The organism is Phenylobacterium sp., from assembly GCF_030693405.1.
Classification (GTDB): Bacteria; Pseudomonadota; Alphaproteobacteria; order Caulobacterales; family Caulobacteraceae; genus Phenylobacterium.
The window spans coordinates 58,040-82,694 of sequence record NZ_JAUYAW010000052.1 but is presented as its reverse complement, the minus strand read 5'-3'; the positions used below and the strand labels follow the sequence as shown (position 1 = coordinate 82,694).

Below are 24,655 nucleotides of genomic sequence, written 5' to 3'. Positions count from 1 at the left end.
ATTCTGGAGGGCCATGAGCGTCGCGTCGTCCACCGATATCCTGCAGTCCGCCCGGCGGCGTCACGACCACATCGTGGACGTGCTCATCGCCGAGCGCGCCCCAGCCCTGAGCCGTCACCCCACCTGGCCCCTGCTGCGGCCGGCCCTCTATGGCCTGCTGGACTACGCCAAGGCCCGGCGGATGGCTGACGCCATCGCCCCGCTGCCAGGGCGCGAGGCCCTGGAGCGGGTTTCTGGTCTGCTGGATGTAAAGCTCTCGGTGAACGGGCTGGAGCGGCTGCCGAAACAGGGCCGCGTGGTGGTGATCGCCAACCATCCCACCGGCATCGCCGACGGGGTGGCGGTCTATGACGCTTTCAAGGCCCGGCGGCCGGACCTCTGCTTCTACGCCAATTCCGACGCCCACCGGGTGGCGCCTGGCTTTTCCGAGGTGCTGATTCCCGTGGAGTGGGTGGAGGAAAAGCGCACCCGCGAGCGCACTCGCCTGACCCTGCAGCGCACCCGCGAGGCCATGGAGGCCGAACGCGCCCTGGTGATCTTCCCCTCCGGACGGTTGGCCCGGCGGCAGCCCGACGGCCTGCTGGCCGATCCGCCCTGGATGAGCAGCGCCGTCTCCATCGCCCGCAAGTACGAGGCGCCGGTCGTGCCCCTGCATGTGACCGGACCCTGGTCGACCCTGTTCCACCTGTTCAACCGGGTCTCAGCCGAGCTGCGGGACATCACCCTTTTCCATGAACTGCTGAACAAGCGCGGCGGCCAGTATGGCCTGACGCTCGGCCCCGCCGTGCCGCCCGAAGCCCTGGCGGGGGATCCTCAAGCCGCCACCGAGGCCCTGAAGACCTATGTGGAGCGGGTTCTCCCTGCTGAGCCGGACCGGCCCTTCGCATGAGGCCTTCGCTTGAGGGCGATGTGCGCCTGGAGAATGAGGCGGCCACCGCGCGCCTGGGCGCAGCCCTGGCCCACGCCCTGAACGCGGGAGAGGCCATCTGCCTCACCGGGCCGCTCGGCGCGGGCAAGTCGACCCTGGCCCGGGCGCTGATCCGGGCGCGCACCACGCCGGACGAGGACGTGCCCAGCCCCACCTTCACGCTGGTGCAGTTCTATGAGGGTGATGGCCTGGCCCTGGCCCATTTCGATCTGTACCGGCTGACCAGTCCCGATGAGGCCTATGAGATTGGCCTGGACGAGGCCCTAGAGGATGGGGCGGCGATCATCGAATGGCCCCAGCGCCTGGAGGGTCGCCTTCCCCCCCATCGCCTGGATATAGAGATTGAACTGGACGGGGCGGCGCGCCGGGCGCGGCTGACGCCCCATGGCGCCTGGGAAGGACGTGCGGTTGAGTTCTGATCGTGAGGGCCTGAAGGCCGAGTTTCTGTCCCGGCATGGCCTGGCCGACGCCGAGCGCATCCCCCTGGCCGGGGACGCCTCGACCCGGCGCTATGAGCGCCTGTCCCGGCCGGGCAAGGCCAGCCTGATCTTCATGGACCAGCCGCCGGTGGAGACCGCGCCCTGCCCGCCGGACGCCACACCCGATCAGCGCCGTCTGGCCGGCTACAACGCGATGGCGAGGCTGGCGGCCGGGCGTGTGGACGCCTTCGTGGCCACCGCCGGCTGGCTGCGCGGCCAGGGCCTGTCGGCCCCGGAGATCGTCGCCCATGAGGCCGGTGAGGGCCTGGCGGTGCTGGAGGACCTGGGCGATGACCTCTATGCCCGGCTGATCGAGACCGGGACCGACGAGGCCCCCCTCTATGAGGCCGCCGTCGAGGTGCTGGCGCAGCTGCATGAGGCCACGCCGCCGCCGGTGCTGGAGGCGCAAGGCGCCGCCTGGCCCTTCCTGACCTATGACGACCTGGCCCTGCGGACCGGCGGCGACATGTTCCTGGAATGGTGGCCGAAATTCTCCGGCCTCGCCCCTTTCTCCACCGACGCCGAGGCTGAATGGGAAGCCCTGTGGGCGCCCATCCGCGCCCGGGCCGAGGCGGCGGCCAGCGTCTTCTGCCACCGGGACTATCACGCCGAAAACCTGATCTGGCTGCCTGACCGCACCGGCGTGGCCCGGGTTGGGCTGCTGGACTTCCAGGACGCGGTGCTGGCGCATCCGGCCTGGGACTTCTCCATGCTGCTGCACGACGGGCGTCGCGATGTGTCACCCGAGCGCGAGACCGCGGCGCTGGCCCGCTATCTGGAAATCCGCAGCGATATCGACGCGCAGGCCTTCCGCGCCGACTACCATGCGCTCGGCGCCCTGAACTCGGCGCGCATCCTGTTCATCTTCGCCCGGCAGGTGGCGGGCTTCGGCAAGCCGCGCTACGAGGCCTTCATGCCCCGCACATGGCGCTATCTCGAACGCTGCCTGGCCGATCCGGCGCTCGCCCCGATCAAGGCCTGGTTCGACACCCACGTGCCCCGGGAGGCCCGCCGGTGAGCGCAAGCGGCTTCCCCAAGACCGCCATGGTCATGGCGGCGGGGCTCGGCACGCGCCTGCGGCCGCTCACCGACCACCGGCCCAAGCCCCTGGTGGAGGTGGCAGGTCGCGCCCTGATCGATCATGTGCTGGACCGGATGGTCGAGGCCGGGGTCGAGACCGCCGTGGTAAATGTCCATCATTTCGCCGACCAGATGGTCGCCCACCTGGCCCGGCGAGACGACATCCGCATCAAGATCAGCGACGAACGCGCCGCCCTGCTGGATTCCGGCGGTGGCATCGCCCATGCCCGCAACCTGCTGGGGAATGAGCCGATCCTGGTGGCTAATATCGATTCCCTCTGGACCGGCGGCGAGACCCCGCCGCTGCAGACCCTCGCGCAGGCCTGGGATCCGGAGATCATGGACGTCCTCCTGCTGCTGGTCCCCCGGGGCCAGGGGCTGGGCTTCGAAGGACCACAGGGCTTCTTCCGCGATGAGGCCGGCCGCCTCACCCACTCGGCCGAGCCGGAGCCGCCGACCCCCTTCGCCAATGTCGGCTTCCAGATCATCAAGCCGCAGATTCTCGACGGCATCCGCGAGGACGCCTTCTCCATCGTGCCGATCTGGCGGCGCCTGGCCGAGCAGGGGCGCCTGCACGGGGCGGTGATGGACGCCTTCTGGATGCATGTCGGCGACCCGGCCGCCCGGGAGGCCGCCGAAGCCAAGCTGGCGACGTGAGCCGGCCGCCGCTGTTCGAGGGGGCCAGGCCCCGCTGGTTCAACATCCCGGCCCACCGGCCCTTCGTCCACGACCTCGCCCGGGGCCTCTATGAGGCCCTGGCGCCCCTGGGGCCTGAGGCCCTGTCCCAGGCCACGGTGCTCACCCCCACCCGCCGGGGGGCCCGCGCCCTGGCCGACGCCTTCCTGGCGGCCGGCGGCGGCCTGGCCCTGTTGCCGCCGCAGATCAGGCCCCTAGGGGATCTGGACGCCGGCGAGCCGCCCTTCGAGCCGGGCGATCTGGCCGCCCGCCTGCCCGCCGCCATCGATCCCCTGCGGCGGCGGCTGGAGCTGACAAGGCTGGTCAAGACCCACGAACATCTTCTGTCGCGGGACCTGGACGCCTCGGCCGCCCTGGAGCTCGCCGACGCCCTGGGCGGTTTCCTCGACAGCCTTCAGATCGAGGAGGTGGACGCCTCTGGCGCCCTGGCCGGACTGGTGGATGTCGAACTGGCCGAACACTGGCAGGTCTCCCGCACCTTTCTGGAGACCGCCCTGGCCGCCTGGCCCGAGCGCCTCGAGGCGCTCGGCGTCGTCGACACCAGCCAGCGACGGGTGGCCCTGCTGCGCGCCCTTTCCGAACAATGGAGCGTCCGGCCGCCCCAGGGGGTGTTGGTGGCCGCCGGCTCCACCGGCACAGCGCCGGCCACCGCCGACCTGCTGGCGGTCATCGCCGAGGCGCCGCAGGGCTGCGTGGTCCTGCCGGGCCTGGACGAAAGCCTGGCGAGCGCCGCCTGGGAGCAGGTGGACGAACAACATCCGCAAGGGGCGCTCAGCCGCCTGCTGACCCGCGCCGGCCTCACCCGGGAGGCGGTGGAGATCTGGCCAGCCTCGGCCCCCTATCAGAGCCAGGGCCGCTGGCGCCGGCGGGTGATCAACGAGGCCCTGCGCCCGGCTCAAGCCACCGCCGACTGGTTGAATGTCATCAGCGCCCTGCGAGCCGAGGGCGCCACAGAAGGGGTCGATCCCATCGCTGAGGGCCTGGCCGGCCTGTCGGTCGTCACCGCCCGCAGCGAGGAGGAGGCCGCCACGGTGGCCGCGCTCTTGTTGCGCGAGACCCTGGAAATCCCTGGCGCCACGGGCGCCCTGGTGGCGCCCGACCAGAACCTGGCCCGCCGGGTGTCTCTCAAACTCGCCCGCTGGGGCGTGATCCCCGACTCCTCGGTCGGCGCCCCGCTGATGGCCTGTCCGGCGGGCGTGCTGGCGGGCCTGGTCGCCAGGCTGGCGGCCGAGCCGCTCAATCCGGTGCTGATGCTCGGCGTCCTCAAGCATCCCCTCACCCGCCTTGGGGAGAGCCGCGAGGCCCTGGAGGCCCGGCTGATCGACCTGGAGCGCTATGGCTTGCGCGGGCCGCGCCCGGCTGACTGGGCGGCGCTCACGAGACGCCTGGATGAGAAGCTAACCGACGCGACACGCAGGGCTGGCGCGGCCGGACTGATCACCGTCCTGCGCGCAGCGCTCACGCCCCTGACCGATATGAGCGAGCCCAGCCCCGCCGCCGAGCGGGCCCGCGCCCTGGCGCTCGCCCTCGAAGCCCTGGCCGCCGACGGCGCCGGCGCTTCGGGACGCCTGTGGGGCGGCGCCGGCGGCGAGGCCCTGTCGCAGCTTCTGGCCGGGCTGATGGCTGAGGCCGGCGCCCTGCCGCCGGTGACGCCCAAGGGCTTCGCCGACCTGCTGGTGCGGCTGATGGGGGACGAGACCGTCCGCGTCGGCGGCGCCACCCATCCGCGCCTGCGGATCCTCGGCGCCATCGAGGCGCGCCTGGTGCGGGCTGACCGGCTGGTGGTGGCCGGCCTGGAGGAAGGCGTCTGGCCGCAGGGCGCGCCGCTGGATCCCTTCCTGTCGCGGCCGATGCGCGAGCGGCTGGGCCTGCCGCCGCCCGAGCGCCGGGTGGGCCTGGCCGCCCACGACTTCGCCCAGGCCGCCTGCGCCCCCAATGTGGTGCTGCTGCATTCGGAGCGTCGGGACGGCCAGCCGACGGTGAAGTCCCGCTGGCTCTGGCGGCTGGAGACCCTGGCCAGGGGCGCAGACCTCACCCTGCCCGGCCGCCCCGACCTGCTGGACTGGGCCAGAGCCCTGGATGCGGCGCCGGACTATGAGCCGATCAGCCGCCCGGCCCCGCGTCCACCGGTGGCCGATCGGCCGAGCCAGTTCGCCGTCACCCGGATCGAGTCCCTGACCCGGGACCCCTATGCGGTCTGGGCCCGGGACATCCTGAAGCTCTACCGGCTGGAGCGGCCGGATGAGCCGGTGGAGGCCCGCGCCCGGGGCACGGCCATCCACGAGGCCTTCGAAACCTTCGCCAGGCGCCACCCCAAGGCCCTGCCGCCGGAGCCGGCCCGGGAGTTCGCCGCCCTCTATCTGGAGGCTCTGGTCGCCGCCGGCGCCCCGCCGGAGTCCCTTGCCCGCGAGCAGGCCCTGGCCCAGGAGGCGGCCGCCTGGGTGGTCGCCCTGGAGGCCGAGCGAAGGGCCGATGGCCGCGACATTCATGTGGAGGCCAAGGGCGAGATCACGGTTCGCGCCGGCCTGCGGGACTTCACCCTGACCGCCAAGGCCGACCGGATCGAGACCGGCCCGGACGGCTATGCCCACGTCCTCGACTACAAGACCGGCCAGGCGCCCTCGAAGAAGATGGTCGAGACCGGCTTCTCCCCGCAGCTGACCCTGACGGCGGCCATTGTCGCCCGGGGCGGGTTCGAGGGCGTGCCGGCCAGGCCCCCCGGCGACCTCGTCTATCTGCAGGTCACCGGCCGCAAGCCGGCCGGCAAGGTGGAGATCCGCGGGGCGGCAGGCGACGAGAGCCATGACGCCGCCGAACAAGCCCTGGCCGGCGCCCTGCGCCTGCTGATCCAGTTCGATGATCCTGAGCGGGCCTATCTCTCGCGGACCGCCCCACAGTTCGTCCATGACTATGCCGGCGACTACGCCCACCTGGCCCGGGTGTTCGAATGGTCCACCAGCGGCGAAGACGGCGAGGGCGAGGCATGAGCCCAGTCATAGACATCGGCATCGATCCCCAGCGCACGGCGGCCGATCCGAACCTCTCGGCCTTCGTCACCGCCAATGCCGGCTCGGGCAAGACCAAGACCCTGATCGACCGGGTGGCCCGGCTGCTGCTGGCCGGCGCCGCGCCCGCCGCCATCCTGTGTGTCACCTACACCAAGGCCGCCGCCGCCGAGATGCAGCGCCGGCTGTTCGACCTCCTGGGCCAGTGGTCGGTGTGCGATGATACGGCCTTGCGCCAGGCGCTGGCCAGGCTGGAGGGCCGCAAGGCCAGCGACTATGACGCCGCCCGCCTGTCGGCCGCGCGCGCCCTGTTCGCCCAGGCGCTTGAGACGCCGGGCGGGCTGAAGATCCAGACCATCCACGCCTTCTGCGAGAAGCTGTTGCGGCGCTTCCCCCTGGAGGCGGGGATCTCGCCGGGCTTCCGGGTGATGGACGATCCGGCCGCGGCCCTGATCGCCCGGGCCGCCCGCCAGGACGTGGCCCGCCATGCGCTCACCGGGACCGGCGCCGTGGCCCAGGCCTATGCGCGGCTGTCGGTCAGTCTCGACTTCCGCGCCTTCGAGCAGATGTTCGCCACCTTCGAGGCCCGTCGCGGCGCCCTGGACGCCTTTGTCGCCCGCGAGGGCGGACTGGAGGGCGCGCTCGCCTGGATCTGGCAGACCTGCGGCTTCGACGGCGAGGCCGATCCGGAGGCCGTGGCGGCGGACGCCATGGCCGAGCTCGACCGGGCGCTGTGGCGGGAGGCGGCGGAGGTGCTGGCGCTGGGCGGCAAGACCGACCAGTCCTGTTCGCAGACGCTTGCGGCGGTGGCGGCCGACCCGCACGCGACCCTCTCCGATGCGCTCAAGGCGCTGTTCACCCAAGGGGGCGAGGGCACGCCGGCCACCTGGGTGGCCAAGACCAAGGCCCTGGGGGCTGCTGAGCCCTTGCGCCAGGCCCTGCTGGACGAACAGGACCGCCTGGCCACGGCGCGGGACCAGGTGCGGGCCGCCAACATCGCCTGGGACAGCGCCTATGTGCTGGTCTTGGCGAAGGCCTATCTGACGGCCTACGGCCAGGAGAAGGCCGCCGCCGGCGCGCTGGATTTCGGCGACCTGATCGAGAAGACCCGGGCCCTGGTAGCCGAGCGCCCCATGGCCGCCTGGGTGCTCTACAAGCTGGACGGCGGCATCGACCACATCCTGCTGGACGAGGCCCAGGACACCGCGCCGGAACAGTGGGAGATCCTCAGCGCGCTGACCGCCGAGTTCTTCGCAGGCGAGGGGCGCGAACGCGAGGCCCTGCGCAGCCTGTTCGTGGTCGGCGACAAGAAGCAGTCGATCTATTCCTTCCAGGGCGCCGCGCCAGAACGTCTCGAACTGGAGACCGAGGCTTATCTCACACGCATCCACGACGCCGGAGCGCGGGCGGAGAGCGTGCCGCTGGCCGCCTCCTGGCGCTCCACCATCGATGTGCTGAGCTTTGTCGATGCGGTCTTTTCCGCGCCCGAAACCCAGGGCGGCGTGCCGCCGGCCCGGGGCGAGGACGCCGTGCGCCACATCCCCATGCGCCGCGACCACCGGGGCTGTGTCGACATCTGGCCCCTGGAGCGTGAGCCCGAGGGCGAGGAGCGCGAGGCCTGGGACGCGCCCCTGGACGTGGAAGGCCCGGCCAGCGCCAATCGCCGCCTGGCCGAGAACATCGCCTGCGAGATCGAGGACCTGGTGGCCCGGGGCGATGGGGTGTTCGACAAGGACCTGGACGCATCCGACGGAACCCGCGGCGCCTGGCGGCCGGCCCGCTATGGCGACGTGCTGATCCTGGTGCGCCGCCGTAAGGCCCTGTTCGAGGACATCCTGCGCGCCCTGAAACGCCGGGGCGTGCCCGTGGCCGGCGCCGACCGGCTGGCCCTGTCGGAGCACATCATCTTCGACGATTTGCTGGCCGTGGCCCGCTTCGTGCTGTTCCCGCAGGACGAGCTGAACCTGGCGGCCTTGCTCAAGAGCCCCTTCTGCGGCCTGGACGACGACGCCCTCTACGCCCTGGCCAAGCCCCGCAAGCCCGGCGACCTGTGGAGCGCCCTGCAGGCCCGCGCCCATGAGCGCCCCGACTGGACACAGGCCTTCGCCTTCCTCACCGCCGCCCAGGCTGAGGCCCGGACCCGGCGGCCGTTCGAATTTTACGGCCGGCTGCTCACCCTGCGGGACGGCGCCGGCGCCTCCATGCGCCAGAGGATCGTGCGCAGGCTGGGGACCGAGGCCGAGGACGCCCTGGACGAGTTCCTGGTCCAGGCCCAGGCCGCCGAACAGCGGGGGATCTGCGACCTGGAGGGCCTGGCCGACGCGCTCGCCGGGCTCAACATCACCGTCAAGCGCGAGATGGAGGCGGCCCGCAACGAGGTCCGCGTCATGACCGCCCACGGCGCCAAGGGGCTGGAGGCGCCCATCGTCTTCCTGCCCGAGACGACGCTCTCGGGCCTGGGCCGCGGCTCGCCGCTCCTGGAAACCGAAGACGGCGGCTTCCTCTGGTGCCCGTCCAAGACGCTGGACTGCGCGGCCTCGACGGCGGCGCGGGACTTGCGCGCCCGCAAGGACGAGGAGGAGGCCTATCGCCTGCTCTATGTGGCCCTGACCCGCGCCCGCGACCGGCTGGTGATCTGCGGCCGGATCGCCGCCAAGGCCAAGGAAGAGAACCTCAAAGGCTGGTGGGCGGCCATCCAGGCCGGCTTCGCCCATGAGGGTGTAGGCCCCCATCTGCGCCCCGCCGCCTGCGGCCAGGTCGAGGCCCAGCGGTTCGGCGAGGACCCGCAGGTGCTGGGCCGCGGCGCCGCGCCGAGCGAAACCACCGCCCCCCTGCCGGCCTGGGCGCGGGCCGATGCAGGCGTAGATCCCCTGGCCCGCTTCGCCTCGCCGTCCGACCTGGGCGAGGCCGACGAGATCCTGGCGCCCTCGCCTCTCGCCCGCGTCGGCGGGCTTGGCCGGTTCCGCCGCGGCGAGCTGATCCACCGGCTGTTGCAGATCTTGCCCGATCTGCCCCTGGAGGACCGCGACGCCGCGGCCACAGCCATCCTCGCCCGCGAGCCCGACCTGACCGACGATCAGCGGGCCGAGATGGCGGGCGCGGCGCTCGCCGTGCTGACTGATCCCCGTTTCGCCGACGTGTTCGCAGCCGACGGCCGGGCCGAGGTGGCCATCGCCGGGCGAGCCGCCGCCCTGCCCCAAGGCCTGCAGATCTCCGGCCGCATCGACCGCCTGGTGGTGCGCGCAGACCGGGTTCTGGTGGCCGACTTCAAGACCAACCGCCCCTCGCCCGACGCAATAGAAGACGCCGATCCCGCCTATATTCGCCAGATGGCGCTCTATGCCGCCGTGCTGGCCGAGGTCTTCCCCGGCCGGGCCATCGAGGCGGCCCTGGTGTGGACCGATGGTCCGAAGCTGATGGCGGTTCCAGAATTCCTGATGGCCCAGGCCCTGGCTGATCTCCGGTCCAGGAGTTGATCGCCGGCCGCCTGCGCCTTAAATCCTGGATCGAGAAGCGCCCGTCGCACGTTGTCGCCGGGTCGCAAAAGGAGCTTCCATGAGCACCGTCACCGTCACCGACGAGTCCTTCGAGAAAGACGTGCTGCAGGCGCAAGGCCCGGTCCTGGTGGACTTCTGGGCCGAGTGGTGCGGCCCCTGCAAGCAGATCGCCCCGGCCCTGGAGCAAATCTCCGACGACCTGGCCGGCCAGGTCACCATCGCCAAGCTGAACATCGAAGACAGCCCCACCACCCCGTCGCGCTACGGCGTCCGCGGCATCCCGACCATGATGCTGTTCAAGGACGGCCAGATGTCGTCCATGAAGGTCGGCGCCATGCCCAAGCAGAAGATCCTCGAATGGCTCTCCGAAGCCGGCGTGCAGCCGGCGGCGTAAGGCTGAGGCCTGAGAGATGGCAGAAGGGGTCGGCGAAAGCCGGCCCTTTTTCGTTGGGCGAGTCGATGCACCAGCAGCGCCCGGTCCGGTCCGGTTATGCGCTGAATCCACGGAGAAGGTAGCCGCCCACGGGGACGCATCACAAAGGCCCCTCTAAAGGTCTCCGTATCGGTCCAGCACCTCCATAAGCACTCGGTTTGCGTGCCGGAAGTTGCCCTCCTGATCTGCCAGGCCGTACTGCCATTTCAGACCGTGGAAGAGGTTGTTTCGAAGTCGGTAGATGATCAGAAGAACCGCTGCCATGACGCTTTCTGCGTCGTCAGGCGCACCGGCCATCACATCTACGACCAGTTCTTCATGATCGTTAGGCCTGAACAGAAGGCTTTCGAAGCGCCCATTGGGCTCTCCTCCAGCAAAGTACCGATTTCGCCAGTAGTTGAGTGCGGCGCAAACGGGTGCTGAGTCGGCTAGATCATCGCTGTTCCAGCGCGCAGCTAAGCGACAAATCTTGTCTGGCCCGGCACGCTCGTTGAGGAGACGCCCCTCGAACAAGGCCCAGAAGTGGAGGAAGCCGGCAATCGCGTCCCGTTCCGCGGGCGCCAGAGACTTGTATCCCGGAGCCCTGGCCTGCAGCCACTCCTCGTACATGGCTCTCCTCCGCACAATTTGAGTTCTGCCGCACTTTTGCTGGTTTGGGCGGCGGTATTCTAGAAGAGGGGCATGGAAACCCGGCTCAAGAGCTGAATACCGACAGCCCCATTCAAGTTCGAAATGCGTTGTCTGCGGCCGTCGAATTACGGCGGCCACCAAACCCTATCCCTAGTCGAGATCCAGGCCGCGGTGAGGTGGCTGTGCCAAAAACCCTTCCACGTCGACCTGAAGGTCGGCGAGGAACGGCGCACCCTTAAGACGCTCGTAGAGGTTCAGCATGCGCGACTCAGCTCGCCTGACAAACGTGTCATAGGCAAGCGGAACAATCCGTGTTGAGCCTTCCTCGCGAATTCGCTCTCGCGGCGCAAGTTTCGAGCCCATGACGAAGCAAGTCACCTTGGTCGACTCCTCGATCAGCCCTTGATCGAGAAGCTCAGTGACATACTTCCAGGCCTGGTTCTTGTGGTCCATGCCGATCGCTATTCCGGGTCGCTTAAGCTCAACGACAACCAGATGCTCGATACCCTCGACCTCATAGCCGTCACCGTATTTCGGTCGAGAAAACAGGCCGACGCTGCCGTCATCAAGGATGACGAAGTCTGGCCGGTTCAGGCTGCCGCGCACTTTGCGGCCCAGAAGCTTGCGAATAACTTCCGACATGCCGCGATTGGAGGTGAACTCAATGGTCTCGAACTCAGGCCCGAATACCCACAGACTGCGTTCCATCAAGGGCTGCAGTTCACGAACCTCGTCGGCACGCTCGTCTCGCAACTTGGCGTGAAGTTCGGCGATTAGCTTCAGTCGATTTTGGATCTCATCGAGCGCCACCTTGGCTGTCGCCACGCTCCAATCACCCAGGATAGCGTCTAACTCGTCCAGCTCGTTCGGTTGCATGCGATGGAGCTTGTCGACGAGACCGTAGCGAGAACGGGAAACTTCGAGGTTCGCGAGAATCCCCGCGACCTGTTCGACCTGCTCACCCGAAATGCCCGGACAACTGTCGACGACTGCTTCGACAAACTCATTCCACCGCTCCCGCGCCAGCGGCGGCGCTTTGCGGATTGTGTTGGCATGGTGCTCCTTGACCGCCTCCTTGGTCTCCTTTCGTCGCTGAGCGCCATGGGCGAAGATCTGCTCGCGAATCCGGTCTTGGACCAAGGACTGTGTGAGCTTCCAAACTTCATTCTTAGGGTTGAACCCGCTCCAGTCCGGCTGAACGGCGTTGGCTGATGCCAGAAAGTCCGCCGTCACAATGAAGGTGAAGCGCTTGGCTTCGCTAGTGCGACCGTCAAGGATGCGACTGTAGTCGCTCCCGAGCCATCCGCACTCGCCGACGAGGCGGTTGTTGACGTGCCAGGCGATTCCATGTTGGCGCGTGGTTCGGTCCGCGTGCTGCGCATCGATCATCACAATTCGAACCTGCCCGTGGCCGGGCACACCGACGAAGCTCTCCTGTAGGAAGGCGTTCGGGATGTCGTCGAACGTCACCGTCACGCCATCGACGACGACGGTGAAATCTGGGTCCGTCAGGAACCGGGCACCGAGCATTTCACGAACAGCCGCAGCGTTGGTCCGTGTTCGCGTTGCATGGGTGGCGCGGATTTCAAGACCATGGTCGCTTGCTGATTTGCTGGAGATCTCTCGCCAGTCGAAGGGCAGCGCTCCACTCGATCTCCTGACCTCGAACGTGACCTCATCGCCGCCAGCTCGTGTGATCACCTCGTATGGATCAGAAAAGGCAAAGCCTGCTAAGCGCCCTTGCCCATTTCGTCCATAGGGACGTCGCGGCTTGCTGCTGCCAAGGTCCGAGGGCGGAAGCGAAAACTCGCCTTCTGCCGCAACTCGATTGTAATTGAGCGTACGCCAGCGCAGGGCGAACTGCTCTCGGGTCAGCCCCTTCCCGTTGTCCTTAATCGAAAATAGCCGGTCTCGAGAGCCATCGGGCCACTGAATCTCGACCCGCGTGGCGTAGGCGTCCCAAGCGTTTGCGACCAGCTCAACGAGCGCCACACTGAGGTCGCTGATTATCGCGCCCGCGTGCTTGTCGAGAAATCGATCGTCAAAGAGAGTCGGCTTAATCTGGACCGTCATTTTTCGCCGCATGCCCCCTTGGCTGGCTGGTGACTATAGCGCCAGGGTCCTCGTTGTCTGCTTTGAAGAGTGGCGGCGCGTGAGCCACAGGCGAACGGTTCCACGACGAGGCGATGTGACCACCCTTCCACTCGCGACCCATTCGCCCCAGCCCCACTTGCACACGCCCCCCATTCCGCGCACGACTCCGCCCCAACAAACACAGCCCCCGGGAGGAGCCGACCATGAAGACCCGCATCACTGACCTGCTCGGCGTCGAGCATCCGATCGTGCAGGGGGGCATGCACTATGTGGGCTTCGCCGAGATGGCCGCGGCCGTGTCCAATGCGGGCGGGCTTGGCATCATCACCGGCCTGACCCAGGGAACGCCGGAGAAGCTTTCCGCCGAGATCGCCCGGTGCCGGGGGATGACCGACAAGCCGTTCGGGGTGAACCTGACCTTCCTGCCCTCGGTGACGCCGCCGGACTATCCGGGCTTTGTCGAGGCGATCGTGAAGTCCGGCGTCAAGGTCGTCGAGACGGCGGGCAACAATCCGCAGAAGTACCTGCCGGCCCTGAAAGAGGCGGGCATCAAGGTGATCCACAAGTGCACCGCCGTGCGCCATGCGGTGAAGGCCCAGGCCATCGGCTGCGACGCGGTCAGCGTCGACGGCTTTGAATGCGGCGGCCATCCGGGCGAGGACGACGTGCCGAACTTCATCCTCCTGCCCCGGGCGGCCGAGGAGCTGGAGATCCCGTTCCTGGCCTCGGGCGGCATGGCCGATGGGCGGTCGCTAGCCGCGGCGCTCTGCCTCGGCGCCGACGGGATCAATATGGGCACCCGCTTCATCGCCACCCAGGAGGCGCCGGTGCATCCCAATGTGAAGCAGGCCCTGGTGGAGGCCAGCGAGCTCGACACCCGGCTGATCATGCGGCCCCTGCGCAATACCGAGCGGGTGCTGGTGAACGCGGGCGTGGAGCGCCTGCTGGCCAAGGAGAAGGAGATGGGCGCCGCCCTCACCTTCGCCGACATCGCCCCGGAAGTGGCAGGCGTCTATCCGGCCATCATGCGCGACGGGAATATGGACGCCGGCGGCTGGTCCTGCGGCATGGTCGCGGGCCTGATCCACGACATCCCGACCGTGAAGGACCTGATCGACAAGATCATGGCCGACGCCGAGGCCATCCTGCGCAAGCGCGTCGGGCAGTTCGAGCTGGCTTAAGGCGGGCCGCGGCGCTCACGAATCCTTTCCGGCGCCTGCACGTTCTTCCGGGGAGGAGATGACCATGCCGCAGACCCAAGAGCTTTCGCGCCGCTTCAGCGTTCACGCCCGGCAGGACGACCACCACCCCGCACAGATCGTGGAGGAGGCCTCCTTCGAGGCCGCCGCCCTCGCCTATGTGGAGGATTTCCACCCGCCGGCCGACTCGGGCGGGGAGATCCAGGTGGTCGTCTGCGACCTGGCCAACGGCCACGAGCACTGTTTCCGCATCGACCTGGGCGGCGGCGAGCCCCAGCCCTGCGCCTAGGGCGTGGGGCGGTAGGGTCTCCGCCGTCAGGCCGCAGGCGCGGGGTCCGCCGGCGAGGCGGGCTTCTGGGCCGCCCATTCCAGCAGGGAGTCCAGGGCCGGGCACATGGCTTGGCCCCAGTCGGTCAGCCGGTATTCCACCTTGGGCGGCACCTGGGCGTAGATCTGGCGCTCGACGATGCCGTCGCGCTCCAGGTCCCGCAGCTGCTGGATCAGCATCTTCTGCGAGACGCCGGGGATGGCGCGCTCAAGTTCGGAGAACCGCAGCACCTGGCGGTCGAAGAGGTGAAAGATGATCACCATCTTCCAGCGGCCCTCCAGCATGCGGAACGCCGTCTCGACCCCGCTCGCCGCCAGGTCGGGGGTGACGTCGGCTAACTTACCTGTAGGTGAGTACCCTACGATTTTGTCGGTTCTTGCCATGACATCTGTATAGCGCCAGATCGGGGGTATCGCCACCCCAGAGGCCCGAGCCCCATGATCAAACTCCCCGCCCCGATCGCCCGCTACTTCGCCGCCGCCGAGGCCGATGACGCCGACGCGCTCGCCGCCGGCTTCGCGCCGGACGCGCACGTCCACGACGAACAGCGCGACCACCAGGGCCGGGCCGCCGTGCGCGACTGGGCCGCCGAGGCGCGAGCGCTCTACAGTTTCCGCGCCGAGCCCCGCAGCTTCGAGCCCACGGCCGACGGCGGCGTGGTGACCGCCCACGTCACGGGGACCTTCCCCGGCGGCCGCGCCGACCTGCGCTACGCCTTCCGCCTAGCCGGCGACCTGATCCAGACCCTGGAGATCACGCCGCGGCCTTCGAACGCCGAGTTCACCGGCCGCCGGGTGCTGGTGACCGGCGGGACACAAGGGGTGGGCGCAGCGGTGGCCGACCGGCTGGCCGGCGCCGGGGCCACCGTCTTCCGCGCCGCCCGGACCCGGCCGGCGAAGCTAGCCCAGCCGGACCTGTTCCATGGCGTTGATCTCGCCGATCCGGCCGGGGCAGCGGAGCTGGCGCGGGTCGTCCTTGAGCGGCTCGGCGGCGTGGACCTCATCGTCCACAGTCTCGGCGGCTCGACGACGCCCGGCGGCGGGTTTTCGGCTTTGACCGAAGACCACTGGGTGAATGAGCTGAACCTGAACCTCTTGTCAGCCGTGCGGCTCGACCGGGCGCTGGCCCCGGCCATGCTGGACCAGGGCTATGGGGTGATCGTCCATGTCACCTCCATCCAGCGCCGGCTGCCGCTCTACGACTCCACCCTGGCCTACGCCGCGGCCAAGGCCGCGCTCGGCGCCTACAGCAAGGCCCTGTCCAATGAACTGGGGCCGAAGGGCGTGCGCGTGCTCAGCGTCGCGCCGGGCTTCACCGAGACCGAAGCCGCCACGCGGATGATCGAGCGGCTGGCGGCCAGCGAAGGCGGCGACGTGGAGACCGCCCGCCAGGACCTGATGCGTGCGCTGGGCGGCATCCCCATCGGCCGGCCCAATACGCCGGACGAGGTCGCCGACCTGATCGCCTTCCTGGCCAGCGACCGCGCCGCCACCATCCACGGAACCGAGGTGGTCATCGACGGCGGCACGGTGCCGACGGTCTGAGCCCAGGCGCCGGGAACCGGCCTTCGCCGCGGCCGGTTACCCGGTGGCAAGGAGCGTCCATGTCTGTTCCCGACACCCCGCCCCCGCCGTCCGTCCCCCCGGCTTCGCTGCCTGAATCGCCCGAGCGCGATGGCCCTGGCCCGGACGACGTGGGCGCCCGCGTCCGTCAGCAACGTCGCCACATTGAGGGCCTGGACGGGCGGGATCCGCTTCGCCCCGGCATCGACGACTAGGGCCAACCGGGGCATGATCGCCTGGAACCGGACGCCCCGCCGTCCGCTGACGTGTGAGCGCCCGATGCCAGAACACCGCATCTTCACCACCAGCTTCGCCAGCGTCTATCCGCTCTATGTAGCTAAGGCCGAGCGCAAGGGCCGCACCAGGGCCGAGGTCGATGAGATCATCCTGTGGCTCACCGGCTTCAGCTCCGAGGCCTTCGCCGCCCAGCTGGCCGACCAGTCGGACTTCCGCACCTTCTTCGCCCAGGCCCCGGCGATGAACCCGGCGCGGGCCCAGATCAAGGGCGTCATCTGCGGCGTACGGGTGGAGGACATCGAAGACCCGCTGATGCGGGAGATCCGCTACCTGGACAAGCTCATCGACGAACTGGCTAGGGGCAAGGCGATGGGCAAGATCCTGAGGGGCTGAACGTCATGCTGACCGGTTCCTGCCACTGCGGACAGAGCCAGTGGACCCTGGAGGGTGACCCAGGCCCGGTCACCGCCTGCAACTGCACGCTCTGCCGCCGCTATGGCGCGCTCTGGGCCTATGACTATGAGGGGGAGCGGATCGCGCTCAGCGGACCGACCTCGTCCTACAGCCGGATCGCCGAGGACGAGCCGGGGCTGGAGGTCCTGTTCTGCCCAGCATGCGCCGGCGTGCTCGCCTGGCGCGGCCTGCGCCTGCGGCCGGACGGCCGGCGGCGGATGGCGGTCAATCTAAGGCTCGCCCCGCCGGACGAGGTGGCTCACCTGCCGATCCGCCATTTCGACGGCCTGGGCGCCTTCGAAGACCTGCCGTCCCGCGGCCGCTGCGTGGGCGACCTCTGGGCCTAGGGGGTAGGCGGCCAGCCTTCGATCTGATCAAGCAGACCCACTACAAGGAGGTCATGCCGCGGGTGGACTAAGGCCGCGCCCACTGGGGCGCAGCCTAGTCGAGGCCCTGGCCCCCTCTGCGCCTGAGGCGCCGAAACCATGGCCGAAGTCACCCGCGTCATCGCCCAGCCGGCAGCCGCGCGGCGTTAGGGAGGGTCAGATGCGGCCGGTGCGTCAGGGTAGATGTTCTACTTTTGTTCTTGCTCCAAAGCTCAACCGCGGTAGTATCGGGCCTCAACTCGCGCTGAGCGAGAAGTCGTCGTCGGTCCGATCGAGGAGCATGACTTGAGACAGTTTCAGGACGCCCTGCGCCGTGGCGCAGGCGATATGAAAAGCTGGATTGCCGCGCGTGAGGTGGAGTTGCAACGCGGTCTTCAGCGGTCCGAACAGGCCTTGGACACGTACCGTCGAGGCGTGGAAAGAGCGGCGCAGTCGGCGCAGAGCGCCCTGGTTTCAAAAGCCGAACAGCTCATTGAAACCGGCGCAAGCCGGATCCTGCCTCGTCCAGCAGCAAGGTCCACAGCGGTTTCCAAGCCGCCGAGTCCGTCGACGCCCACCCGAAAGCCAGCCTCAGCGCAGCCTGGGCAAGCCGCCCAAGATTGGCTGCAGGAGGCGACGGCTCAAACCGCCGCCGCCGCACGCGGCGCGCAAGATGCATTCACCCTCGGCCTGGGCGACCAAGCCTATGCTGGCCTCGGCGCTGTGGGCGATGTTCTTCAGGGAGACGATTTCGGCGCATCGTACCAGAAGCGGATGGCGCAAGAGCGCGCGCGGGACGCCGCCGATGCTCAAAACTATGCCGCAGCAAGGACGACCGGACAGGTCCTGGGGGTCGGCGGTCAGGTGCTCGTCACAGGGGCGCTTCTTGGTCCATGGGGGGCGGCGCTCGTCCCCGCCGCCCAAGGTGTTCGCATCGGGCAGACAGCCCCGCTGATCCTTCGGGAAACGGCCGCGCTGGCTGGGGCTGGTGGCGCAGCCGGCGTGATAGGCCAAGCTATCGACGACGTCGCGCATTGGAAGGTCGGAACGCCAGGCGACTATGGCGGCGCTATCGTTGGGGGAACACTCGGCGCCTTGGCCGCTCGGCGCGGCAATGTGGCCCGGGCGGGCGCCGCAGCTGGGTTAACCGAGTCTGTGGCGCAGGATACCCTAAATGGCGGCCTCAATGCGCAGTCCGCCGCAAGAGCGAGGGAAGCGGCCGCTGCCGGAGCCACCGTCGCCGGTTTGGTCGGGGCAAGCGTAGCCAAGCATATGGATGGCTTGCCGATTAAGGCTAAGGGAGTGATGGGCGAGCGAGTCTCCCGTGTCAGGAACTTTGTGCGCGGCCACAAGACTGGTCCGACAAAAAAGACCGCGCACAAGCTACCGGGTGGGGGCCACACGTTTCCTGACCTGCGCACATACAAAAATGGACTTCCGCAGCAACTTATTGAATCGAAATTCGGGCGCAAGGCTCATTTAAGCCCGCGACAAATACAAGCCACCATTGAACTCAATAACTATCGAGTAGACCACTCGGTCCCGCGGGATATTGGGGCCGCCCTTGGCCTGCCAATTTCAGTAATCTTCCCCTGGGACTGGGCAACGACCCAACCGCAGCTTGAGCCCGGAGCGACTGCGCCATGAGGGCGACCTTAATCGGGGTGCAGGGCGTCGAGCTGGAGGTGGTTCTGGCGGCGCTGGGGCTTGAACCCATACCGGGTGCGCCGACGGGGGATTGGGTGGATTGCGACTATAGCTGTCGCACCTTTCCTGGGGGTTGGATCGTGGTGACCAGTCAGCTGAACCTGGACCTGGCCACCGACCTCGAACTGGCCGCTTCCACCACCGACCAGATGGCCGTGGGGTGCGAGATGTACTCCATCCCCATGCACTCCTATGCGCACGGATATCGGAACGGCCAGCTTGAATGGTCAGTGACCCATGACCCGGACGACGAGGCACGTCCCCTGGCCGTGGAGGGAACGCTCCCGGCCATCGTGGCGGAGCTGAGAGCCAAGGCGCTCAAGGCGCAGGCGGACGAGGATGGCGTCGATTTCGCGTTCGACGTGCCCATGCAGCTGGTCGCCCACTATACGGGCTTCGTCTACGATGAGGATGAAGCTACCGACTGGGTCCGCCTGCGAGCGACCGCCGCGCGCCCTGTTCGGCCCGAGAGGCCGCGGCGCAACCTCTGGTGGCCCTTGTTGCTGATCGGACTACTCTTCCTAGTCCTCTGGCGCTGGTGGACGATCCCGTAGGACGAGCCCTCAGCGGCCCTCGGCGTCGACCACGATAGCCACCGTCTTGCCCCGGGACAGGGGCTCCCAGCCGGCGGCGATGGCCGAGGTGATGGCCCGGGCCACCAGATCGGTGGGGATGTGCGAGGGCTGGAGCTGCGGGGCGCCATAGCGGCGCTGCGGACCGGGGGGAAACTCCACCACCGCCTCCCGCTGGCCTTCCACGTGGCGCACCGCGATGGCCATGCCGCGCCATTCGGCCGCGTCGCTGGACCACTGGGGCTGGCGCTGCAGCCGCCAGACATAGGGGTCCCCGTCCACCGTGATCGGAAATTCAGGGTTCAGTTTCGTGCGCGCCATGGCTGGCTCTTACCGGGGCCAGGTCGCGGGGTCCATGGCCAGGACCTCGCCGGCGAAGTGCAGGCCGCCGCAGATCAGGACGTGCGGGGCCGGACCCTCCAGGGCCAGGGCGGCCGACAGCGCGGCGGTGACGTCAGCCGCCGTCTGCGCCACGAGCCCCGCCGTCCTCGCAGCGGCGGCGATCTCTTCGGCCGGGGCGGCGTTGGGAGAGTCGAAGCTGGTGGCCACCACCTGGGGGGCCAGATCGGCGAAGGGGGCGAAGAAGCCGACGGCGTCCTTGCGGGCGAACATGGCGACGATCAGAACCACGGGCCGCGGATCGCGGGCGGTGAGTTTGGCCAGGGCCTGGGCCAGAGCCGCCCCGGCGTGAGGATTGTGGCCGCCGTCCAGCCACAGCACCGCGCCGCGATCAGCCGCCATCTGGCCGAGCGCACCCTCCCGCAGGCGCTGGAAGCGTGCGGGCCACTGGGCGGACGCCACGCCGCGGGCCATGGCGTCCTCGTCGATGCGGGGATCGCCCAGGGTCAGCATCGCGGTGACCGCCAGGCCGGCGTTGTCGAACTGGTGGGCGCCGAACAGGGCCGGCGGCGGCAGGTCGAGCAGTTGCTCCCCCCACTGCACCAGCAGTCGGCCATTGGCCTCCCAGGCGTCCGCATCGGCGCCGATCAAGGTCATGGGGGCGCCCAGGGCCTGCGCCTCCGCCGTGATGACCCCTAGCGCCTCATCCATCTGGCGGGCGACCACGACGGGGCGGCCGGCCTTGATGATGCCGGCCTTCTCCCAGGCGATCTTGGAGAGCTCAGGCCCCAGCATCTCCAGATGGTCGTAGTCCACAGGCGTGATGACGCTCACCGCCGGGGCGTCGAAGATGTTGGTGGCGTCGAACCGGCCGCCCAGGCCCACTTCGATCAGGCAGAGATCGGCCGGAACCTTGGCGAAGGCCTGCAGGGCGAGGACCGTGGTGATCTCGAAGAAGCTGATCGGCTCGCTGGCGTTGGCGGCCTCCACCTCACTGATCAGGGCCTCCATCGCCGCGTCGCTGATCAGCTCGCCGGCCACCCGGATGCGCTCGGCGAAGCGGACCAGATGGGGCGAGGTCAGGACATGGACCTTGAGACCCGCAGCCTCGCCGATGGCGCGCATATAGGCGACCGTCGAGCCCTTGCCGTTGGTGCCGGCCACATGGATCACCGGCGGCAATCGCTGTTCGGGGTGGCCAAGGGCCGCCAGCAGGCGCTCGACCCGCCCGGTGGTCAGGTCGATCAGGCTGGGATGGTTGGCGCGCAGCCGCGCGATCACCGCGTCTGAGGCCCGGATCGGATCATACATGGCGGGGGCTCGGGCGGCGGTGCCTTTGAGGGAGGGACGGCGTCAGGCGGCGCGGGAACGGGCGCGTCCCAGCATCAGGGTCGTGAGAATCGAGCCCAGCATGACCGGCAGGTCGGGCCGGCTGACGACCCGGTCGACCATGCCGCGCTCGGCCAGGAACTCCGAGCGCTGGAAGCCCGGCGGCAGGATTTCGCGGATGGTCTGCTCGATCACCCGGCGGCCGGAAAAGGCGATCATGGCGTTCGGCTCGGCCAGATGCACGTCCCCCAGCATGGCGTAGGAGGCGGTCACCCCGCCCGACGTGGGGTCGGTCAGCACCACCACATAGGGCAGGCCGGCGGCCCGCAGCTCGTTCACCGCCAGGGTGGTGCGGGTCATCTGCATCAGGGACAGGGTCCCCTCCTGCATCCGCGCCCCGCCCGAGGCGGTGAAGATCACGAAGGGGCATTGCCGGGCGATGGCCTCATGGGCGGCCTTGATGAAGGTCTCGCCCGCCGCCATGCCCAGCGACCCGCCCATGAAGGCGAAGTCCTGGACCACCACCACGGTCTCCTGGCCCTGGATCTTGCCGACGCCGATGGCCATGGCGTCGTGTTCGCCGGTGGCCTTGCGGGCGGCCTTCAGCCGTTCCCCATAGGGCCGGTCGTCGGGGAATTTCAGCGGGTCTTCGGTGACGTGCGGGGTGGCGATGCGTTCGACCGCGCCGTCATCGAAGGTGATCTTCAGCCGATCCTTGGCGCCGATGCGCATGTGGTGGCCCGACGGGGTCACCCAAAGGGCGGCCTCGAGGTCCGGCCGGTAGATCATCTCGCCGGTGTCGGGGCACTTGACCCAGAGGTTCTCCGGCGTCTCGCGCTTGACGAAGGCGTTGCGGATGCCCGGGGCGATCCGGGAGAGCCAGCCGCCCTGGTTCCCCTGCGGGCGGGCGGGCTTTTCGTTCTTCTGATCTGCCATCTCTGTCGGGATCTAGGCCGAAACGGGGGTGGTGCGGGCTGAGCGGACAGCCTTAGCCAGGGATTGGACTTTGGAAAGCACCCGGGCGGTCACGTCTTCGTTCCGCTCCAGAGCCTCGGCCACCTCGTCCACCAGGGCCGAGCCGACCACGGCGGCGTCGGCCACCTGGGCGATGGCGCCAGCGCGCTCCGGCGTGCGGATGCCGAAGCCCACCGCCACCGGCAGGCCAGACGCAGCGCGGATGCGGGCCACGGCCGGGCGCACGGCCTCGGCGTCGGCCTCCTTGGCGCCGGTCACCCCGGTGACGGAGACGTAGTAGACGAAGCCCGAGGTCCGCCGCAGGACCACCGGCAGGCGCTTGTCGTCGGTGGTGGGCGTGGCCAGCCGGATCAGGGAGATGTCGGCTGCGTCCAGGGCGTCGGCCAGGGGATCGGCCTCCTCCGGCGGGCAGTCGACGATGATCAGCCCATCGATGCCGGCCGCCGCGGCGGCCTGGGCGAAGGCCTCAAAGCCCCAGGTCACCAGGGGATTCAGATAGCCCATCATGATCAGCGGCGTGGTGTCGTCGCCCTGCCGGAACTCCGCAGCCAGGTCGAGGACGCCCTTCAGGGTCATGCCGTCCTTCAGGGCGCGCTGGGCGGCCTTCTGGATGGGCGGGCCTTCGGCCATGGGATCGGAGAAGGGAAAGCCCAGCTCGATCAGGTCGGCGCCGGCTGCGGGCAGGCCCTTGAGGATCTCCAGCGCCGTGGCGCGGTTCGGATCGCCAGCCATCACATAGGCCACGAAGGCGGCGCGATCCTCGGCTTTCAGGGCGGCAAACCGCGCGTCGATACGGGATTTCATCAGATGGTGCGTCCCAGGTGGTCGGCCACGGTGGCCACGTCCTTGTCGCCGCGGCCCGACAGATTCATCACCACGACTCCGCCCTTGCCCACATCCCGGGCGATGTCGGACAGCCGCGCGATGGCGTGCGCCGATTCCAGGGCCGGAATGATGCCCTCCAGCTCGGCGCAGAGCTTGAAGGCGTCCAGGGCCTCGGTGTCGGTGCAGGTCAGGTACTGGGCCCGGCCCACATCGTGCAGCCAGGAGTGCTCTGGACCGATGCCGGGATAGTCGAGGCCCGCCGAGATGGAGTGGGCCTCGGTGATCTGGCCCTCGGCGTCCTGCAGCAGGTAGGTCTTGTTGCCATGGAGCACGCCGGGGCGGCCGCCATTGATGGCCGCGGCGTGCCGGTCGGTGCCCATGCCGTCGCCGGCGGCCTCGACCCCGATGATCCGGACCTGCTCGTCATTCAGGAAGGGATGGAAGGTGCCGATGGCGTTGGAGCCGCCGCCAACGCAGGCGACCACGGCGTCGGGCAGGCGGCCCTCGGCCTCGATGATCTGCTCGCGGATCTCCCGGCCCATGATCGCCTGGAAGTCCCGGACCATCATCGGATAGGGGTGCGGGCCGGCCGCCGAGCCGATCAGATAATAGGTGTCCTCCACGTTCGTAACCCAGTCGCGCAGGGCCTCGTTCATGGCGTCCTTCAGCGTCGAGGCGCCGCTGGTCACCGGCGTGACCTCGGCGCCCAGCAGGTTCATGCGGAAGACGTTCGGACGCTGCCGGGCGACGTCGACGGCGCCCATATAGACCACGCAGGGCAGGCCAAAGCGGGCGCAGACCGTGGCTGTGGCCACCCCGTGCTGACCGGCGCCCGTCTCGGCGATGATCCGGGTCTTGCCCATGCGGCGGGCCAGCAGGATCTGGCCGATGCAGTTGTTGATCTTGTGCGCGCCGGTGTGGTTCAGGTCCTCGCGCTTGAAATAGATCTTGGCCCCGCCGAAATGGTCGGTCAGGCGCTCGGCGAAGTAGAGCGGCGAGGGTCGGCCCACATAGTGGGTCAGCAAGCCATTCAGCTCGGCCTGGAAGGCGGCGTCTTCCTTGGTGGCCAGATAGGCGGCCTCCAGGTCCAGCACCAGCGGCATCAGAGTCTCGGCCACATAGCGGCCACCGAACTCGCCGAAACGGCCGTTGGCGTCCGGATAGGCGGCGAAATCGTTGGGCGTCGCGGGCGGCGCCTGGGGGTGCGTCGGGGCGTTCATCGTCTTGCGCGTCCTTGCAAAGAGCTCGTCATGCGCGGCGCACGGCGTCCAGAAAGGCCGTGATCAAGGCCGGGTCCTTTAGTCCGGGACCGCGCTCCACACCAGAGGAAACGTCCACCGCGGGCGCGCCCGACAGGCTGATGGCCTCGGCCACGTTCCAGGGGTCAAGGCCGCCGGCCAGGAACCAGGGCCGCGAAAACCTGCGTCCCGACAGGAGTGTCCAGTCAAAGCGGGCCCCGACGCCGCCCGGCAGGGCCGCCTCCTTGGGCGGACGGCCCTCGAACATCAGATGATCGGCGGCGCTGTCATAGGCGCTGACGCCCGCCAGATCGGCGGCTTCTGACACCGGTATGACCTTGATGGTCCGCGCGCCCGTCCGCTGGCCGATGGCCGCTACCCGGGCCGGCGGCTCAGCCCCGTGCAGCTGGATCAGGTCCGGCCGCAGGTGAGTCATGATCTGATCGATGAGCGCGTCCGAGGGATCGACGCTGACGGCCACCACCTGGGCCTGGCCGCGCACGGGTCCGGTCAGGGCGCCGGCCGCCTCTGGCGAGATATCCCGCGGGCTGGCCGGAAAAAAGATGAAGCCGAGATAGGCCGCCTGGCCGTCCAAAGCGGCGGTGACCGCCTGCGGCGTGGACAGGCCGCAGATCTTGGAGGCGATGCGGGGGGCGCTCATGTCTCGTCGATTAGGGGATGGTC

General features: G+C 69.0%; 24 protein-coding genes. 15 read left to right on the top strand and 9 right to left on the bottom strand.

Annotation, left to right across the window (positions count from 1 at the left end):
* Positions 1-13: 13 nt before the first annotated feature.
* The 7 genes from Q8N19_RS11225 (at position 14) to trxA (ending at position 10,079) form a co-directional block, all read left to right on the top strand.
* Entirely contained in the window at positions 14-889 is an 876-nt protein-coding gene (locus Q8N19_RS11225) for a GNAT family N-acetyltransferase (protein ID WP_305590667.1), read from the top strand.
* The gene (gene tsaE, locus Q8N19_RS11220; RefSeq protein WP_305590665.1) at positions 886-1,347 is read left to right on the top strand and encodes a tRNA (adenosine(37)-N6)-threonylcarbamoyltransferase complex ATPase subunit type 1 TsaE; all 462 of its coding nucleotides are present in this window, start codon (positions 886-888) and stop codon (positions 1,345-1,347) included. The genes Q8N19_RS11225 and tsaE overlap by 4 nt, the downstream gene beginning before the upstream one ends.
* Positions 1,331-2,425, top strand: coding sequence for an N-acetylmuramate/N-acetylglucosamine kinase AmgK (amgK, locus tag Q8N19_RS11215; protein WP_305590701.1), 1,095 nt, complete (start codon positions 1,331-1,333; stop codon positions 2,423-2,425). The genes tsaE and amgK overlap by 17 nt, the downstream gene beginning before the upstream one ends.
* The gene (locus tag Q8N19_RS11210) at positions 2,422-3,144 is read left to right on the top strand and encodes a nucleotidyltransferase family protein (RefSeq protein WP_371133836.1); all 723 of its coding nucleotides are present in this window, start codon (positions 2,422-2,424) and stop codon (positions 3,142-3,144) included. Before amgK ends, Q8N19_RS11210 begins: the two co-directional genes overlap by 4 nt.
* Complete coding sequence (addB, locus tag Q8N19_RS11205) at positions 3,141-6,170, top strand: double-strand break repair protein AddB (protein ID WP_305590663.1); 3,030 nt, start codon at positions 3,141-3,143, stop codon at positions 6,168-6,170. Before Q8N19_RS11210 ends, addB begins: the two co-directional genes overlap by 4 nt.
* A complete protein-coding gene (addA, locus tag Q8N19_RS11200) occupies positions 6,167-9,664 on the top strand; it encodes a double-strand break repair helicase AddA (RefSeq protein ID WP_305590661.1) in 3,498 nt (1,165 codons plus the stop codon). Before addB ends, addA begins: the two co-directional genes overlap by 4 nt.
* A 79-nt stretch (positions 9,665-9,743) precedes the next feature.
* Positions 9,744-10,079 carry a thioredoxin gene (gene trxA / locus Q8N19_RS11195; protein WP_305590660.1) on the top strand — a complete coding sequence of 112 codons (336 nt, stop codon included), beginning with the start codon at positions 9,744-9,746 and terminating at the stop codon, positions 10,077-10,079.
* 153 nt (positions 10,080-10,232) lie between these two features.
* Here the strand turns inward: trxA and Q8N19_RS11190 are convergent, their stop codons facing one another.
* A complete protein-coding gene (locus tag Q8N19_RS11190) occupies positions 10,233-10,727 on the bottom strand; it encodes a hypothetical protein (RefSeq protein ID WP_305590657.1) in 495 nt (164 codons plus the stop codon).
* A 171-nt stretch (positions 10,728-10,898) separates the two neighbouring features.
* On the bottom strand, positions 10,899-12,821 hold the full coding sequence (locus Q8N19_RS11185; RefSeq protein WP_305590655.1) for an ATP-binding protein: 1,923 nt from the start codon (positions 12,819-12,821) through the stop codon (positions 10,899-10,901).
* 224 nt (positions 12,822-13,045) lie between these two features.
* On the opposite strand from Q8N19_RS11185, the gene Q8N19_RS11180 reads away from it, so the two are divergent.
* Both Q8N19_RS11180 and Q8N19_RS11175 read left to right on the top strand, forming a co-directional pair.
* Positions 13,046-14,023, top strand: coding sequence for a nitronate monooxygenase family protein (locus Q8N19_RS11180; protein WP_305590653.1), 978 nt, complete (start codon positions 13,046-13,048; stop codon positions 14,021-14,023).
* 64 nt (positions 14,024-14,087) lie between these two features.
* Complete coding sequence (locus tag Q8N19_RS11175; protein WP_305590651.1) at positions 14,088-14,330, top strand: DUF5961 family protein; 243 nt, start codon at positions 14,088-14,090, stop codon at positions 14,328-14,330.
* Between the two features lie 26 nt (positions 14,331-14,356).
* Here Q8N19_RS11175 and Q8N19_RS11170 read toward each other — a convergent pair whose 3' ends face one another.
* On the bottom strand, positions 14,357-14,752 hold the full coding sequence (locus tag Q8N19_RS11170; protein ID WP_305590649.1) for a helix-turn-helix domain-containing protein: 396 nt from the start codon (positions 14,750-14,752) through the stop codon (positions 14,357-14,359).
* A gap of 54 nt (positions 14,753-14,806) precedes the next feature.
* On the opposite strand from Q8N19_RS11170, the gene Q8N19_RS11165 reads away from it, so the two are divergent.
* The 6 genes from Q8N19_RS11165 to Q8N19_RS11140 all read left to right on the top strand — a co-directional run bounded on the left by Q8N19_RS11165 (position 14,807) and on the right by Q8N19_RS11140 (position 19,247).
* Positions 14,807-15,913, top strand: coding sequence for an SDR family oxidoreductase (locus tag Q8N19_RS11165; protein WP_305590647.1), 1,107 nt, complete (start codon positions 14,807-14,809; stop codon positions 15,911-15,913).
* A 59-nt stretch (positions 15,914-15,972) separates the two neighbouring features.
* Positions 15,973-16,146: a hypothetical protein gene (locus Q8N19_RS11160; protein ID WP_305590645.1), complete on the top strand. Its 174-nt coding sequence runs from the start codon at positions 15,973-15,975 to the stop codon at positions 16,144-16,146.
* A gap of 64 nt (positions 16,147-16,210) precedes the next feature.
* Positions 16,211-16,561 (top strand): DUF2200 domain-containing protein, encoded by a 351-nt coding sequence (locus tag Q8N19_RS11155; protein ID WP_305590643.1) that lies wholly within the window; start codon positions 16,211-16,213, stop codon positions 16,559-16,561.
* 5 nt (positions 16,562-16,566) lie between these two features.
* Positions 16,567-16,968, top strand: a complete 402-nt coding sequence (locus tag Q8N19_RS11150) for a GFA family protein (RefSeq protein ID WP_305590641.1) — start codon at positions 16,567-16,569, stop codon at positions 16,966-16,968.
* Positions 16,969-17,292: 324 nt separating this feature from the next.
* The gene (locus Q8N19_RS11145; RefSeq protein ID WP_305590639.1) at positions 17,293-18,633 is read left to right on the top strand and encodes a hypothetical protein; all 1,341 of its coding nucleotides are present in this window, start codon (positions 17,293-17,295) and stop codon (positions 18,631-18,633) included.
* The gene (locus Q8N19_RS11140) at positions 18,630-19,247 is read left to right on the top strand and encodes a hypothetical protein (RefSeq protein WP_305590637.1); all 618 of its coding nucleotides are present in this window, start codon (positions 18,630-18,632) and stop codon (positions 19,245-19,247) included. The genes Q8N19_RS11145 and Q8N19_RS11140 overlap by 4 nt, the downstream gene beginning before the upstream one ends.
* Positions 19,248-19,256: 9 nt before the next feature.
* On the opposite strand, the gene Q8N19_RS11135 is transcribed toward Q8N19_RS11140, so the two are convergent.
* Genes Q8N19_RS11135 through Q8N19_RS11110 form a run of 6 tightly spaced genes read right to left on the bottom strand, consistent with a single transcriptional unit; the run spans position 19,257 to position 24,632 of the window.
* Positions 19,257-19,586 carry a hypothetical protein gene (locus Q8N19_RS11135; RefSeq protein WP_293320161.1) on the bottom strand — a complete coding sequence of 110 codons (330 nt, stop codon included), beginning with the start codon at positions 19,584-19,586 and terminating at the stop codon, positions 19,257-19,259.
* 9 nt (positions 19,587-19,595) lie between these two features.
* Complete coding sequence (locus Q8N19_RS11130) at positions 19,596-20,915, bottom strand: folylpolyglutamate synthase/dihydrofolate synthase family protein (RefSeq protein WP_305590634.1); 1,320 nt, start codon at positions 20,913-20,915, stop codon at positions 19,596-19,598.
* A 42-nt stretch (positions 20,916-20,957) separates the two neighbouring features.
* Positions 20,958-21,869 carry an acetyl-CoA carboxylase, carboxyltransferase subunit beta gene (gene accD, locus Q8N19_RS11125; protein ID WP_305590632.1) on the bottom strand — a complete coding sequence of 304 codons (912 nt, stop codon included), beginning with the start codon at positions 21,867-21,869 and terminating at the stop codon, positions 20,958-20,960.
* Positions 21,870-21,881: 12 nt separating this feature from the next.
* Positions 21,882-22,715 carry a tryptophan synthase subunit alpha gene (gene trpA / locus Q8N19_RS11120; RefSeq protein WP_305590697.1) on the bottom strand — a complete coding sequence of 278 codons (834 nt, stop codon included), beginning with the start codon at positions 22,713-22,715 and terminating at the stop codon, positions 21,882-21,884.
* The gene (gene trpB / locus Q8N19_RS11115; RefSeq protein ID WP_305590630.1) at positions 22,712-23,953 is read right to left on the bottom strand and encodes a tryptophan synthase subunit beta; all 1,242 of its coding nucleotides are present in this window, start codon (positions 23,951-23,953) and stop codon (positions 22,712-22,714) included. The genes trpA and trpB overlap by 4 nt, the downstream gene beginning before the upstream one ends.
* 28 nt (positions 23,954-23,981) lie before the next feature.
* Entirely contained in the window at positions 23,982-24,632 is a 651-nt protein-coding gene (locus tag Q8N19_RS11110) for a phosphoribosylanthranilate isomerase (protein ID WP_305590628.1), read from the bottom strand.
* Positions 24,633-24,655: the final 23 nt, after the last annotated feature.